Here is a 14,858-nt window from a genome sequence, read left to right as displayed (position 1 = left end):
GCCGCCCCCAGCGCGCCGCCGTACACCGTCAGCGCCCACGTCCCCATGCTCATCGGTGACGTCGGCTTGGCCACCCGCAGCATGTGGTGGAATCGCTCCGGCCGGCCCAGGTCGACGATCAGGTAGTACGTTCCCGCGCTGAGCGCGAGAAGCCCACCCAGCCGCCCGCCGCGCCGCAGCGCCGGGCGTCCGGTGAGGTCGCCCCCGGCGGCGAGCAGCGCCGACCCGGCCGACAGCCCACCGAGGAAGAAGTAGTAGGCGATGTCGTCCTTCCACACCGGCGTCTTCAGGATCTGCCGGCCGTAGTACGACGAGAACTCCGGTTCCCGGCTCTTCACCGGCGGCCTCCCACGAACGCGGCGACCGCACCGGCGACCAGGCTCAGCCCGGCCAGCCCGGCGGCCGCCCACATCCGGCCGGCGTCCCGGGTCGGCACGTGCGGGTCCGGCGGCAGGCCGTACACCTCCGGCTCGTCCAGCAGCAGGAAGAACGCGCCGTCGCCGCCCACCCCGTCGTCGGGGCTCTCACCGTACAACCGCGCTTCGCCGACGCCGTCCGCGTGCAGATCGTCGAGGCGGGCGGCGGCCCGGGCGCGCAGTTCGTCGAGGTCGCCGAACTGGATCGAGTCGGTGGGGCAGGCCTTCGCGCAGGCGGGCTCCTGCCCGTCACGCAGCCGGTCGTAGCAGAGCGTGCACTTCCAGGCGCGCCCGTCGTCCTCGCGGCGGTCGATGACCCCGTACGGGCAGCCGGAGACGCAGTACCCGCAGCCGTTGCAGATGTCCTGCTGGACGACGACCGTGCCGAACTCGGTGCGGAACAGCGCGCCGGTCGGGCAGACGTCGAGGCACCCGGCGTGGGTGCAGTGCTTGCAGACGTCCGACGACATCAGCCAGCGGAAATCCTGCCGGGTCTCGGCACCGGACGCCGCACCCGGCGGACGTGCGCCCGGCATGCCGATGTCCACCGGCCCGCGCTCCACCGGTTCGCGTGCAGCCGGGGGAGCCTGCTCGATGAAGGCCACGTGCCGCCACGTGTTCGCGCCGAGCTCACCGGTGTTGTCGAACGACATCCCGAGCAGGTTGAACCCGTCGTCGGGGACACCGTTCCACTCCTTGCAGGCCACCTCGCAGGCCTTGCACCCGATGCACACCGACGTGTCGGTGAAGAACCCTTTCCGCGGCGGCGGCTGGACGTACCCCGCGTCGGCGGCGGGGTTCTCCAGCGGACCGTAGAAGCTGTTCACCGCTCGCCTTCCTCCACATGGGCCGGACCACCGGTCTGCACGTGCGTCCCGGTCTCGACCGTGATGCCCGCCCTGGTCCGGTACTCACGCACGAACTCCAGCAGTTCCGGACCCCGGGGACGCCGGCCCGGCCGCACGTCGCAGGTGGCGACCTTCGTCTCCTGGATCAGGACGTTGGGGTCCAGCGCCACCCCGAACAGGTCGTTGGTGGAGTCCCCGGTCACCAGCCCGGCCGAACCCCAGTGGTAGGGCAGCCAGACCTGGTGGACGACGCGGTCGAGCACGCGCAGCGGCCGCATCCGCTCGGTGACCAGCACCCGGGCCTCGATCGCGGCCCGCGACGTGACGACCGTCGCCCAGCCCAGGTGCTCCAGCCCGCGCTCGGCGGCGAGCGCCGGGGACACCTCGACGGTCAGCGCCGGCTGCAGCTCCGCCAGGTACGGCAGCGTGCGGCTCATCCCACCGGCGGTGTGGTGTTCGGTCAGCCGCGACGTCGTGAGCACGAACGGGAACACCTCCGAGCCCGGCTCCGGCGGCGACGGGTCGGACGGGTTGTCGGTCCGGCCGTACACCTTCCGGGTCGGGTTGGCGGCCTGGCGGTAGAGCGCGTTGCCGAACGGCGACTCGTGCGGCTCGTAGTGCGTCGGCAGCGGGCCGTCCTGCAGCCCGCTCGGCGCGAACAGCCAGCCCTTCCCGTCGGCCTGCATGATGAACGGGTCGTCACCCTGCAGCGCGTCGACGCCGACGGCGCCCTCCGGCGCCCGGTAGGACGGCGGCTTCGTCTTCTCGAAGTCCGGCACGTCCTTACCGGTCCACTCGCCCTTCTCCTCGTCCCACCAGACGTACTTCTTCCGCTCGCTCCACGGGCGGCCCTCGGGGTCGGCCGACGCGCGGTTGTACAGGATGCGCCGGTCGGCCGGCCACGCCCAGCCCCACTCGTGGTCGCTCTTGGGCTCGCGGCGGGCGGCCTGGTTCACCCCGTCGGCGTGCACCCCGGAGTAGATCCAGCATCCGCACGCGGTCGAGCCGTCGGCCTTGAGCTCGGTGTAGGCGCTCAGCTGCTCGCCGGTCCGCACGTCGTAGCCGCTGATCGCCTTGAGCACCGACTCGGCGTCCGGCTCGTCGCCGTGCACCTCGTAGTTCCAGTTCAGATCCTGGATCGGCCGGTCACGCGGATCGTCCGAACCGGCCAGCCGTTCCTTCAGCCGCCGGCCCAGGTGGTAGAAGAACCACAGCTCCGAGCGCTGGTCGCCCTTCGGTGACGTCGCCTTCTCGCGCCACTGCAGCAGGCGTTGCGTCTGGGTGAACGTTCCTTCTTTCTCGGTGTGCGCCGCGGCGGGGAAGAAGAACACCTCGGTGCGGCACTCCGCCGGCACGATCTCGCCGGTCTCCACCTCGGGGGAGTCCTTCCAGAACGTGGCGCTCTCGATCATCGCCAGGTCACGTACGACCAGCCAGTCGAGGTTGGCCATCCCGAGGCGCTGGAGCTTGCCGTGCGCGGAGCCGACGGCCGGGTTCTGGCCGAGCAGGAAGTAGCCGCTGACCTTCCCGTCCACCATGTCCATCACCGTGCGGTAGGTGCCGTGGTCGCCGGTGAGCCGGGGAAGGTAGTCGTAGCAGTAGTCGTTCTCCGCCGTCGCGGCCGCGCCCCAGTACTCCTTGAGCAGCGACACGGTGTACGCGTCGGCGTGGGCCCAGAAGCCCTTCTGTTTGTCGCCGACGATCGCGTCGACGAACGTCTCCAGATCCTTGTGCGTGGACGCGCTGGGCATCGGCAGGTACCCCGGCAGCAGGTTGAACAGCGTCGGGATGTCGGTGGAGCCCTGGATGCTGGCGTGTCCGCGCATCGCCATGATGCCGCCGCCGGGGCGGCCCATGTTGCCCAGCAGCAGCTGGATGATGGCCGAGGCCCGGATGAACTGCACCCCGAGCGTGTGCTGGGTCCAGCCGACCGCGTAGACGACCGCCGTGGTGCGTTCGCGTCCCGAGTTCGCCGTCCACGCCTCGCACACCTCGAGGAACTCCCGCTGGGACACGCCGCAGATCTCCTCGACCCGCTCCGGCGTGTACCGCGCGAAGTGCCGTTTCAGCAGTTGGAAGACGCAGTTCGGATCCTGCAACGACGGATCGGACGGCGGGTGGGTGGGCCCGTGCAGCGGGGGACCGCCGGACTCGTGCTGCAGCCCGGTGGCCTGTTCCTTCGCCTCGCTGCTGCTCTGGCCCGGCTCCCCGGTGGCCTCCTCGGCGCCCTGGTACTGCCAGGACGTCATGTCGTAGCTGGCGGTGTCCGGGTCGTAGCCGCTGAACAGCCCCTCGAGGTCGTCGGTGTCCTGGAACTCCGGACTGACCAGGTAGGACGCGTTCGTGTACGCCGCGACGTACTCCCGGAAGTCCTTGTTGTTGCTCAGGATGTAGTTGATGACGCCGCCCAGGAAGACGACGTCGCTCCCGGCGCGCAGCGAGACGTACTGGTGCGCCAGCGCGCTCGTCCGGGTGAACCGCGGGTCGACGTGGATGATCCGCGCGCCGCGCTTCTTGGCCTCGATCACCCACTGGAAACCCACCGGGTGGGCCTCGGCCATGTTCGAGCCCATGATGACGATGCAGTCAGCGTTCGCCAGGTCCTGCTGCGTGTTGGTCGCGCCGCCGCGCCCGAACGAGGTCCCCAGACCGGGAACCGTGGAGGAGTGTCAAATCCGGGCCTGGTTCTCGATCTGGATCGCGCCGGCCGCCGTGAACAACTTCTTGATCAGGTAGTTCTCTTCGTTGTCCAGGGTGGCGCCGCCGAGGCTGGCGATACCCAGCGTGCGGCGGACGTCGTTGCCGTTCTCGTCGGTGTCCTGCCAGCCGCGTGCGCGGGCGTCCAGGAACCGGTCGGTGACCATGTCCATGGCCGTCTCGAGCTCGAGTTCGGTCCACTCGGTGGCGTACGGCGCCCGGTAGAGCACCTTCTGTTCACGATGCGCACCGGTCACCAGTTGTTTGCTGGCCGAACCCTTCGGGCAGAGCCGGCCGCGGCTGTGCGGCGAATCGGGGTTGCCCTCGATCTGCACGACCTCGTCGTCGGTGACGTACACGTTCTGGGCGCAGCCGACCGCGCAGTACGGACAGACCGAGTGCGCGACGTGGTCGGCCTCGGTGGTGCGCGGGGTCAGCGTCGCCGAGCGTTCCGACTGGGTGGCGGCACCGCGCCCCAACGGGTCGGTACCGGTCAGCTGCCGGTAGACCGGCCAGCTCTCGATCCAGGTGCGCACTCCCACGGCGCCAGCATGCCACCGCGGAAGCGACCTAAACGCGCCGGGAGGGAAGTTCGCCGGTTTCCACGACGTCCCGCGCGACGAGGCGCAGCTTGACGTTCAAGTGCTGGGAGGTCTCCCGGAGGACGTCGAACGCCGCGTCCGGGGTGATCTTGCGCTGGGCCATGAGCACACCGATCGCCTGGTCGATGACCGACCGCGACCGCATCGCCTCACGCAGCTGCTCGGCCAAGTCGCGGTGGTGGAAGAACGACGCCGCGACCTGGCTGGCCTGCCCGGCCAGCCCGGCGAGCACCTGCGCCAGCGCGACCGCTTCGCTGGTGAACGCGTCCGGTTTGCGGGAGTAGATGTTCAGCGCGCCGAACGTCACGCCGTCGCTGTGCAGCGGCACCGACAGCGAACTGAGGGCGCCGTTGCGTGCGGCCCGCTCGGCGTAGGCCGGCCAGCGTGACTCGGCCGACAGGTCCCGGCTGCGGAACACGTTCCCGGTGCGGCTGGCGTCCAGGCAGGGCCCTTCCCGCTCGGTGAACTGCAGTTCGTCGAGTTCCTTGGCCCAGTCGTCGCTGAACGCGGGCGCCGAGGGCCGGCCGTCCTGGAACGTGGTGATCGAGCAGGCCTCGCCGCCCGGGACCACGCGCACGGCGACGCGGGTGATCTCCTGCAGCGTGCTGACCAGGTCGTCCTGGCCGAGGACGAGGCCGCCGAGCGCCGTGATCTCACGAATCTGGTCCGACGTCAGGTCCATGGGTGTCATCTTTCCCCACGCGCTGATCGTCGAACCACCGGCCGTCACCGGTGGCGGCCAGCATCCGCGCGCCGAACGGGGACGGGTTGGTGAGGGTGACCGGGACCGCCGCCGCGGCCGCCGCCAGGTGCGCCGAGACGAGCGCGCGCAGGCCGGCCGAGTCGAGGAACGTGACGCCGCCGAGGTCGAGCTCGATGCGGCGGGGGACCGCGTCGCGGAGCAGGCGGCCGACCAGCTCGGGCAGCGGCCGGACGGCGCCGGCCTCGAGTTCCCCGGTGAGGACGACCAGGGGATGCGGGTCGCACGACGCGACCGCCAGCGAGAGGGGTTCGTGCACGGACGTGGCTCTCCGAAATCAAACGTCGCCGGCTCACGTCCGAACCCGGGTTCCAGGTTACCCGAGGCCCGGTCGCGTTCGTCTCATCCGTCACCCCTGACCGCCGATGACGGAAGAACGTGAGCCGGAGGTGGATTCGGTGCGGCGCGCGACACGGCCGAGCGGCTCACCGCGATCGCCGCTGCGGTACGTACCAGTCTGAGCGGTCCGGGTTACCGACGACCCGGATGGGGTAGCAGGATGTCCTCATCGTCCGGATCGGGAGCTTCCAGTGCGCGTCGTCTTCACCTCGTTCTCCGGGCGGTACAGCAGCAACCCGCGGGCGCTGTTCGAGGGCGTCCGGCGCCGCCGGCCGGAGTGGGAGACGCGGTGGCTCGCCGACCCGGCCCGCCTCGGTGACTTCCCCGCCGGAGTGTCGACCGTGCCGTTCGGCGGCGAGGCGTGCGTGGCCGCGCTGGAAGGCGCCGACCTGGTGATCTCCGACGACCACATCGCGCTGGACTGGGAGAAGCGGCCCGGCACCGTCTACCTGCAGACCTGGCACGGGACGCCGCTCAAGCGCATCCACCGCGACGTGCTCTGGGCGCCGCCGGGGCGGATCGACCGTCTGAGCGAGGACGTCGCCCGCTGGGACCACCTGCTCTCGCCCAACCGGGTGAGCACGCCCCGGCTGCGTCGCGCGTTCGAGTACACCGGTCCGATCCACGAGACCGGCTACCCGCGCAACGACGTGCTCAACTCACCGGAGGCGGCCAAGGTCCGGGCCGAGGTGCGCGCCGCGCTGGGGATCGCCGACTCCACGACCGCGGTGCTCTACACCCCCACCTGGCGCGACGACCGGGTGTTCGGCGCCGACGGCCCGGACTTCACGCTGGCCATCGACCCGGCCCGCTTCGCCGACGCGCTCGGCGGTGACCACGTGCTCCTGCTCCGCACCCACAGCCTGGTCACGCACCGCCTGGCCCGGTCGGACGGCGGACCGCTCGTCGACGTCTCCGACCACCCGGACGTCGCCGAGCTGTACCTGGCCGCCGACGTGATGGTCACCGACTACTCGTCGACGATGTTCGACTTCGCCGTCACCGGCAAGCCGCTCCTGTTCTACGCCTACGACCTCGACGACTACCGCGACCGGCTCCGCGGGTTCTACTTCGACCTGACCGCCGACCCGCCCGGCCCGGTGCTGCGCACCGAGGAGCAGGTGCTCGCCGCGCTGGCCGACCTCGACCCGGTCGTGGCCCGGTACCGGCCGGCCTACGAGCGGTTCCGGGCCACGTTCGGCCACGCCGAGGACGGCCACGCCACCGACCGGGTCCTCGACCTGCTGGGATGACCGGCCAACCGCGCGCCAACGTCGCGACCCGTAGCCTTCGGAGCATGGAGCTCCGTTCGGCCGCTGACATCGCCGCCCGTCTGGGCGAGACCGGCTACCTGTGCGACGACGCGCTGGCCACCGTCACGTTCCTGGCGCTCGGCATGCGGCGGCCGCTGCTGCTGGAGGGCGAACCCGGCACCGGCAAGACCGCGCTGGCCGAGGCGATCGCGCAGACGCTCGCCCTGCCGCTGATCCGGCTGCAGTGCTACGAGGGCATCGACGCCACCCAGGCGCTTTACGACTGGGACTTCCCCCGGCAGATCCTGCACCTGCGCACGCTCGAGGCCTCCGGCGGCGTCGACGCCGAGCAGGCCGAGAAGTCGCTCTACGACGAACGGTTCCTGCTGGCCCGGCCGGTGCTGGCCGCGCTGCGCGGCGCGCCGGCGGTGCTGCTGGTCGACGAGATCGACCGCGCCGACGACGAGTTCGAGGCGTTCCTGCTCGAGGTGCTCTCCACCTACCAGGTGAGCATCCCGGAGTACGGCACGGTCACCGCCGAGGTGCCGCCCATCGTGCTGCTGACGTCCAACCGCACCCGGGAACTGCACGACGCGCTCAAGCGGCGCTGCCTCTACCACTGGATCGACCACCCGGGGCTGGACCGGGAGATCGAGATCGTCCGCTCCCGCGCGCCGGAGGTCTCGGCCGAACTCAACCGGCAGGTGGTCACCGTCGTGCAGGCCCTGCGCGAGGTCGACCTGCAGAAGCCGCCCGGCGTCGCCGAGACGCTCGACTGGGCCCGCGCGCTGCACCTGCTCGGCGTGGCCACGCTCGACCTGGAGTCGGCGGCGAGCACGCTCGGTGCGCTGGTGAAGTACCGGGAGGACGCCGAGAAGGTGCGCCACGCGCTGGACCGGCTGCTCGCGGCATGACCGCGCTGGCCGGCATCGCCGACGCGGCGGCCGGGCCGCGCCAGGCCGACGAGATCCTGCTCGGTTTCACGGTCGCGCTGCGCGCCGCCGGGGTGCCGGTCACCCACGACCGCGCGTCGGCGTTCCTGGAGGCCGCCGCGCTGGCCGGCCTCGACCGGGCGAGAGCGACCTACCACGCCGGCCGGGCGACGCTCTGCGGTTCCCCGGCCGACCTCGAACGCTACGACCAGGTCTACGAGGCCTACTTCGACCCCGGGGCCGGCCTCCCGCGGCGTCGCCCGGCGCCGCCCGCCGCCGCCACGTCGTACTCGCCGCTGCCGGAGAACGAGTCCGGCGGCGACGGCGACGCCGCCGACGAGGACGTCGTGCGGGCTCGGGCCAGCGCCACCGAGGTGCTGCGCAACCGCGACATCGCGCAGCTGAGCGCGAACGAGAAGGCCCGGCTGGCCGCGATGTTCGCCACGCTCGACGTGCGGCTGCCGGTGCGCCGCTCCGGACGTCTGCGGCCCTGGCGCCGCGGCCACCTGGACGCGTCCCGCACCCTGCGCGCGAGCCTGCGCCGGCTGGGCGAGCCGGCCGAGCTGGCGTGGCGTCGCCGCACGCTGCGTGCGCGCCCGGTGGTGCTGCTCGTCGACGTCTCCGGCTCGATGAGTGCCTACGCCGACGCCCTGCTGCGGCTGGCCCACCGGGTCGGTGCGGGGAACCCGAGCGTCGAGACGTTCGCGCTGGGCACCCGGCTGACCCGCCTCACCAGGGCGATGGGCGCACGCGACGCCGAGCGGGCGCTGATCGCCGCCGGGGAGGCCGTGCCGGACTGGTCCGGCGGCACCCGGCTGGGCGAGACGCTGAAGGTGTTCCTCGACCGGTGGGGGCGCCGCGGGGTGGCCCGGGGCGCGGTCGTCGTCGTGTTCTCCGACGGCTGGGAACGGGGCGACGCGGGCCTGCTCGGCGAACAGATGGCGCGCCTGCGCCGGGTCGCGCACCGCGTCGTCTGGGTCAACCCGCACCGGGGCAAGCCCCGTTACGCCCCGGTTCAGGGCGGTATCCGAGCGGCCCTGCCCCACGTGGACGACTTCGTCGCCGGCCACTCACTGGCGGCGTTCGCCGAGTTGCTGGACGTCGTCGCGCGGGCGTAGTTACCGTGAGGGCTCCCCGGCGACAACGGAGTTCCGGATGGCTGATGATCTGCACACCCGCCGGATGGACGCCGTCTGCGCGTGGACGATGTTCACCGAGCACGGTGACGTGGCGGCCGAGGTGCGGCCGGAGATCCTGCTGAGCTGGGGCCGGTCGCAGAAAGCACGGGTCTCCACCGAGGTCGAGGCCGCACCCATGACCGACGAGTCCGAGACCGACGCGGTCTGGCGGGACACCCCGCTGCAGACCGCGGTCGAGTCGGTCGAGTCGGAGCTGCGCCGCACCGCCGAGGACGGCGACCTGGTGATCGCGGTGACCGACGCCGACACCCGCATCCTCTGGACCTACGGCGGCCGGGTGATGCGCAACAAGGCCGAGCAGGTGCGCTTCGTCCCCGGCGCCCGCTGGGACGACGAATCGATGGGCACCAACGCGCTCGATCTGGCCAACCGGCTGGACGCCCCGTCGATGGTGTTCAGCGCCGAGCACTACGCACGCATCGTCGGCAACTGGGTCTGCTGGGCGGCGCCGGTGCACGACCCGGTCTCCGGGCGCCGGCTCGGCGTGCTCGACCTGTCGACCACCTGGGACCGCACCCACCCGATCGGGCTGGCCACCGCCCGGGTGATGGCCCGGCTGATCGAGAACGCGATCCCGTACTCCACCGCGCACCCCACCGCGGAACAGCCGGAGACGGCCGACCCCGGCCTGGTCATGACGCTGCTCGGCACCGCCGAGACCCGGCTCGACGGTTACCGGCTGCTGCTCAACCGGCGCCAGACCGAGGTGCTCGCGCTGCTGGCCCTGCACCCCGAGGGGCTCTCGCTCGAACAGCTGCACGCGATGGTCTACGGCGACCAGGCCGTCACGTTCTCCACGCTCAAGGCCGAGGTCAGCCACCTGCGCCGGGCGCTCGGCGGCCAGCTGGCGTCCCGGCCGTACCGGCTGCTCATGCCGGCCGCGACCGACGTCCAGCACGTGCTCTCGCTGATCCGGGCCGGCCACGTCTCGGCCGCCGTCGACGCGTACGGGGGAGACCTGCTGCCGGGGACGAACTCCCCGGCGCTCTCCGAGCTCGCCGACTACGTCGCGGTCGCGCTGCGGGAGGCCCTGCTCGCCGATCCGCGCCCGGACGCCGTGCTGCGCTACAGCGAGGAGCTCGCACCCTACGACCGCGAGGTCGTCGACGCGTGCCTGCACCGGCTCCAGCCGCCGCACCCGGCGATTCCGCTGCTCAAGGCTCGGCAGGCGGTCGCGAGCCGGTAGTCACAGTGTTACCAACCTTCCGCCAACCGAGCGATGCCTAGGGTGATGCGCACCACACCCGAGGGAGCTCTCCAGATGACTCGGATCAGCCTCAAAGTCGACGGCCAGAACGTGTCGGACGATGTCGAACCCCGCACGCTGCTGGTGCACTACCTTCGCGAACAGCTGGGCAAGACCGGCACCGTGATCGGTTGCGACACGAGCAACTGCGGTGCCTGCACGGTCCACCTCGACGGTCGCAGCGTGAAGTCCTGCAACGTGCTGGCGGTGCAGGCCGACGGGTCCGAGGTCACCACGATCGAGGGGCTGTCGGCAAACGGTCGCCTGCACCCCGTCCAGGAAGCGTTCCGCGAGTGCCACGGGCTGCAGTGCGGCTACTGCACGCCGGGCATGATCATGCAGTCGGTCGACCTGCTGCAGGAGAACCCGCACCCGACCGAGGAGGAGATCCGCCTCGGTCTGGAGGGCAACCTCTGCCGCTGCACCGGCTACCACAACATCGTCAAGGCCGTGCAGTACGCGGCCGACAACGGTGGGGGTGACAAGTGACCGCCCTGGAAGAGCACCCGGCCACACCGGCCGCGGAGATCGGGCGTGATCGGCGCCGGAAGGAAGACCAGCGGCTGATCACCGGCCGCACCCGCTGGACCGACAACATCGTGCTGCCCGGCATGCTGCACCTGGCCATGGTGCGCAGCCCGTTCGCGCACGCGAAGATCGTCAGCATCGACACGGCGGCCGCGGCCGAGGCCCCGAACGTGGTCGCGGTGATCACCGGCCGGGACGTCGCCGAGGAGCAGGGCGGCCTGCCGAACGCGTGGCCGATCACGCCCGACCAGGTCACGCCGGTGCACCCGCCGATCGCGGTCGACCGGGCCACGTTCGCCGGCGAGGTCGTCGCGGTCGTGGCCGCCCGCACCGCCGCGGAGGCGCGCGACGCGGCCGAACTCGTCGACGTCGAGTACGAGGAGCTGCCGGCGGCGCTCGACCTGCGTGCCGCGGTGGAGGAGGGCGCCGTCCTCGCCCACCCCGACCTCGGAACGAACAAGTCGGCGCTCTGGGTGTTCGACTCGGGCACCGCGGGCACCGGCGGCGACGTCGAGGAGGCGATCACCAAGGCCCGCGCGGACGGCGGCATCGTGCTCGAGCGCGAGTACCGCCAGCAGCGGCTGATCCCGGCGTTCATGGAGCCCCGCTCGGTGGTCGTCGACCCCACCGGTGAGCAGATCACGATGTGGTCGGCCACCCAGATCCCGCACATCCTGCGGTTCCTGCTGGCCGCGGTCACCGGCGTCGCCGAATCCAAGGTCCGGGTGATCGCGCCGGACGTCGGCGGTGGCTTCGGCGGCAAGCTGCAGTCCACGCCGGAGGAGTTCATCACGTTCCTGCTGGCCCGGCGCCTCGGCAAGCCGGTCAAGTACACCGAGACCCGCTCCGAGTCGCTGGTCGCCGGGCACCACGGCCGCGACCAGTGGCAGAAGCTGACGCTCGCCGCGACCGCGGACGGCACCGTGACCGGGCTGAAGGTCGAGCTGCTGGCCGACCTCGGCTCCTATGTGGCGCTGGTGGGCGGCGGCGTGCCGGTGCTGGGCGCGTTCATGTTCAACGCGATCTACAAGATCCCCGCGTACCACTTCGCCTGCCAGACCGTGCTCACGAACAAGACCTGGACCGACGCCTACCGCGGCGCCGGCCGCCCGGAAGCGACGTTCGGCATCGAGCGGATCATGGACGAGCTCGCCGCCGAGGTGGGCGTCGACCCGCTGGCGATCCGGGAGAAGAACTGGATCACCCACGAGGAGTTCCCGTTCACCACCGTCGCCGGACTCACCTACGACTCGGGCAACTACGAGGCCGCGACGGCACGCGCGAAGGAGATGTTCGGCTACGACGAGCTGCGTGCCGAGCAGGCCAAGCGGCGCGAGTCGAACGACCCGGTGCAGCTGGGCATCGGCATCTCGACGTTCACCGAGATGTGCGGGCTGGCGCCCTCCCGGGTGCTGGGCTCGCTCGACTACGGCGCCGGCGGCTGGGAGCACGCGTCGGTGCGGATGCTCGCGACCGGCAAGGTGGAGGTGGTCACCGGAGCGTCGCCGCACGGGCAGGGCCACGAGACGGCGTTCAGCCAGATCGTCGCCGACCGTCTCGGGGTGCCGTTCGAGGACGTCGAGGTGCTGCACGGCGACACCCAGATCGCGCACCGCGGCCTGGACACCTACGGCTCCCGGTCCCTGGTGGTGGGCGGCGAGGCCGTGGTCCGCGCGGCGGACAAGGTGATCGAGAAGGCGAAGGTCGTCGCGGCGCACCTGCTCGAAGCGTCCGCCGACGACCTGGAGTTCTCCGGCGGCCGGTTCTCGGTGCGCGGCACCGACCAGGGCGTCTCGATCGCCGAGGTGGCGCTGGCGACGTTCGCCGCGCACAACCTGCCGGACGGCCTCGAGCCCTCACTGGACTCCGACGCGACCTACGACCCGGTCAACTTCAGCTTCCCGCACGGCACCCACCTGTGCGCGATCGAGGTCGACACCGAGACCGGGGCGCTGAGCATGCGTAAGTACGTGGCCTGCGACGACATCGGCACCGTGATCAACCCGCTGATCGTCGCCGGGCAGGTGCACGGCGGCCTCGTGCAGGGCATCGCCCAGGCGCTCTGGGAGGAGGCGGTGTACGACGAGGCCGGGACGCTGGTCAGCGGCTCGTTCGTCGACTACCTGCTGCCGACCGCGGCGGACACGATCACGTTCGACATCGACCACACGATCACGCCGGCGACGAGCAACACGCTCGGCACCAAGGGCGTGGGGGAGGCCGGCACGATCGCGTCGACGCCGGCGGTGGTCAACGCGGTGGTCGACGCGGTGCGCCACCTCGGGGTGCACGACATCCAGATGCCCTGCACCCCGGAGCGGGTGTGGAAGGCGATCAACGGCGCGTCGGCCCACACGCCGACCGTGGAGGCTGCGGTGCCTCACTTCGAAGGGGGCGAGCAGTGATCCCGGTTCAGTTCGACTACCTGGCGCCGACGACGCTCGAGGAAGCGGTCGCGGCCCTCTCCCAGCACGGCGACGACGCGAAGATCCTGGCCGGTGGGCAGAGCCTGCTGCCGGTGCTGCGGATGCGGCTGAACGCGCCCGAGGTGCTGATCGACCTCGGCCGGATCCCGTCGCTGCGCGGGGTCCGCGACGACGGTGACGCGATCGTGATCGGGGCGATGACCGAACACTCGGTCGTCGGGTCCGACCCGCTGGTGGCCGAACACGCGGGCCTCGTCGCCAAGGCGGTGGAGCACCTGGCCGACGCCCAGATCCGGCACCGGGGAACGTTCGGCGGGGCGCTGGCCCACGCCGACCCGGCCGGTGACCTGGGCGGACCGGTGCTCGCGCTGGGCGGAGAGTTCGTCGTCACCGGGTCCGGCGGCACCCGCACGGTGCCCGCGTCGGAGTTCTTCACCGGCCTGTTCGAGACCGCGATCGGCGACGACGAGATCCTCACCGAGGTTCGCATCCCGAAACACACCGGCTGGGGCGCCCACCACGCGAAGTTCGTGCGGATCGCGCACCAGTGGCCGATCGTGGCGGTGGCCGCGACCGTGCGGGTCTCCGGCGGGGTCATCGAGGAGGCCAAGATCGCGCTGGCGAACATGGGCTCGACGCCGCTGCGCGCGTCCGCGGTGGAGTCCGCGCTGGCCGGAGCGGCGATCACCGCCGAGGCGGTGGGGGCGGCGGCCGAGCACGCCGCCGACGGCACCAGCCCGCCGTCGGACCTCAACGGCGACGCCGAGTACCGCAAGCACCTGGCGCGGGTACTCACCCGGCGAGCCGTGCTGGCCGCCGCGGGAGCGTGATCGGATGGACCTGACCCACCACTTCCACGTCCCCGCGGGGATCGACGAGGCCTGGGCCCACTTCCAGAACGTGTCCGACGTGGCCACGTGCTTCCCCGGCGCCCAGGTGACGTCGGTGGACGGCGACGAGTTCACCGGCTCGTGCAAGGTGAAGCTCGGGCCGATCGCGTTGGTCTACAACGGCAGCGGCTCGTTCTCCGAACGGGACGAGAGCAAGCACACGCTGGTCGTGGAGGCCAAGGGGCGGGACAAGCGCGGCAACGGGACGGCATCGGCCACGGCGACGCTCCGGATGGCCGAGGCGGACGGCGGCGGCACCGACGTCGAGGTGGTGACCGACCTGGCCATCACCGGGAAACCGGCGCAGTTCGGGCGCGGGCTGATCCAGGACGTGTCCGACAAGCTGCTCGGCCAGTTCGTCGAGTGCCTGGGCAAGCAGCTGAGCCCCGACCCTCCGCCCACGGACCCCGAGCCGGCGTCCGCCGCCGCGCCGGTGGCCGATTCGACCCCGGTGGCCGAGTCGGCGCCGGTGGCCGATTCGGCCCCGGTGGCCGAGGCGGCTCCGCCGGTGGTGGCGGCCGCGCCGCCGTCGTCGGCCCGGGCGCAGCGACCCGCTCCGCCGCAGCCCGAGGCCCTGGATCTCGGGGCGACCGTGCTGCCGGTGCTGGCCCGCTCCTACTGGAAACCGGCCCTGGCCGTCGTGGTGGTGCTCGCGGTGCTGTTCCGCCTGCTCCGCCGCCGGTCGAGCTGACCCGCGCGTCGCGCTCGGCCACCCGGCCGGG

The 14,858-nt window shown here is 71.8% G+C and carries 13 protein-coding genes; 8 read left to right on the top strand and 5 right to left on the bottom strand.

The genetic code is table 11. From position 1 onward, the window contains the following. The 5 genes from nrfD to ABD437_RS21900 form a co-directional block, all read right to left on the bottom strand. On the bottom strand, positions 1 to 338 hold a 338-nt coding region (gene nrfD / locus ABD437_RS21920; protein WP_344650763.1), incomplete at its 3' end, for an NrfD/PsrC family molybdoenzyme membrane anchor subunit. After that, a complete protein-coding gene (locus ABD437_RS21915) occupies positions 335 to 1,243 on the bottom strand; it encodes a 4Fe-4S dicluster domain-containing protein (protein WP_344650762.1) in 909 nt (302 codons plus the stop codon). The genes ABD437_RS21915 and nrfD, both read right to left, overlap by 4 nt. Continuing rightward, on the bottom strand, positions 1,240 to 4,503 hold the full coding sequence (gene fdh / locus ABD437_RS21910; protein ID WP_344650761.1) for a formate dehydrogenase: 3,264 nt from the start codon (positions 4,501 to 4,503) through the stop codon (positions 1,240 to 1,242). Before fdh ends, ABD437_RS21915 begins: the two co-directional genes overlap by 4 nt. Before the next feature lie 28 nt (positions 4,504 to 4,531). Beyond that, positions 4,532 to 5,245 (bottom strand): ANTAR domain-containing protein, encoded by a 714-nt coding sequence (locus ABD437_RS21905; protein WP_344650760.1) that lies wholly within the window; start codon positions 5,243 to 5,245, stop codon positions 4,532 to 4,534. Continuing rightward, entirely contained in the window at positions 5,217 to 5,582 is a 366-nt protein-coding gene (locus ABD437_RS21900) for an STAS domain-containing protein (protein WP_344650759.1), read from the bottom strand. Before ABD437_RS21900 ends, ABD437_RS21905 begins: the two co-directional genes overlap by 29 nt. 271 nt (positions 5,583 to 5,853) lie before the next feature. Here ABD437_RS21900 and ABD437_RS21895 point away from each other — a divergent pair, with 271 nt between their 5' ends. From ABD437_RS21895 to ABD437_RS21860, 8 genes are all read left to right on the top strand, one after another. Further along, a complete protein-coding gene (locus tag ABD437_RS21895) occupies positions 5,854 to 6,915 on the top strand; it encodes a CDP-glycerol glycerophosphotransferase family protein (RefSeq protein WP_344650758.1) in 1,062 nt (353 codons plus the stop codon). A gap of 44 nt (positions 6,916 to 6,959) precedes the next feature. Continuing rightward, positions 6,960 to 7,829, top strand: coding sequence for an AAA family ATPase (locus ABD437_RS21890; protein WP_344650757.1), 870 nt, complete (start codon positions 6,960 to 6,962; stop codon positions 7,827 to 7,829). Next, positions 7,826 to 8,965 (top strand): vWA domain-containing protein, encoded by a 1,140-nt coding sequence (locus tag ABD437_RS21885; protein ID WP_344650756.1) that lies wholly within the window; start codon positions 7,826 to 7,828, stop codon positions 8,963 to 8,965. The genes ABD437_RS21890 and ABD437_RS21885 overlap by 4 nt, the downstream gene beginning before the upstream one ends. Positions 8,966 to 9,002: 37 nt before the next feature. Continuing rightward, positions 9,003 to 10,232, top strand: coding sequence for a transcriptional regulator (locus tag ABD437_RS21880; protein ID WP_344650755.1), 1,230 nt, complete (start codon positions 9,003 to 9,005; stop codon positions 10,230 to 10,232). Positions 10,233 to 10,307: 75 nt separating this feature from the next. Beyond that, positions 10,308 to 10,781, top strand: coding sequence for a (2Fe-2S)-binding protein (locus ABD437_RS21875; RefSeq protein WP_344650754.1), 474 nt, complete (start codon positions 10,308 to 10,310; stop codon positions 10,779 to 10,781). After that, positions 10,778 to 13,225 (top strand): xanthine dehydrogenase family protein molybdopterin-binding subunit, encoded by a 2,448-nt coding sequence (locus ABD437_RS21870; RefSeq protein WP_344650753.1) that lies wholly within the window; start codon positions 10,778 to 10,780, stop codon positions 13,223 to 13,225. The genes ABD437_RS21875 and ABD437_RS21870 overlap by 4 nt, the downstream gene beginning before the upstream one ends. Next, positions 13,222 to 14,076, top strand: a complete 855-nt coding sequence (locus ABD437_RS21865; RefSeq protein ID WP_344650752.1) for an FAD binding domain-containing protein — start codon at positions 13,222 to 13,224, stop codon at positions 14,074 to 14,076. The genes ABD437_RS21870 and ABD437_RS21865 overlap by 4 nt, the downstream gene beginning before the upstream one ends. Positions 14,077 to 14,080: 4 nt before the next feature. Further along, positions 14,081 to 14,827, top strand: coding sequence for an SRPBCC family protein (locus ABD437_RS21860; RefSeq protein WP_344650751.1), 747 nt, complete (start codon positions 14,081 to 14,083; stop codon positions 14,825 to 14,827). Positions 14,828 to 14,858: the final 31 nt, after the last annotated feature.

Source organism: Cryptosporangium japonicum (assembly GCF_039524755.1).
Taxonomy (GTDB): Bacteria; Actinomycetota; Actinomycetes; order Mycobacteriales; family Cryptosporangiaceae; genus Cryptosporangium; species Cryptosporangium japonicum.
This window is presented reverse-complemented; position numbering and strand designations above follow the sequence as displayed.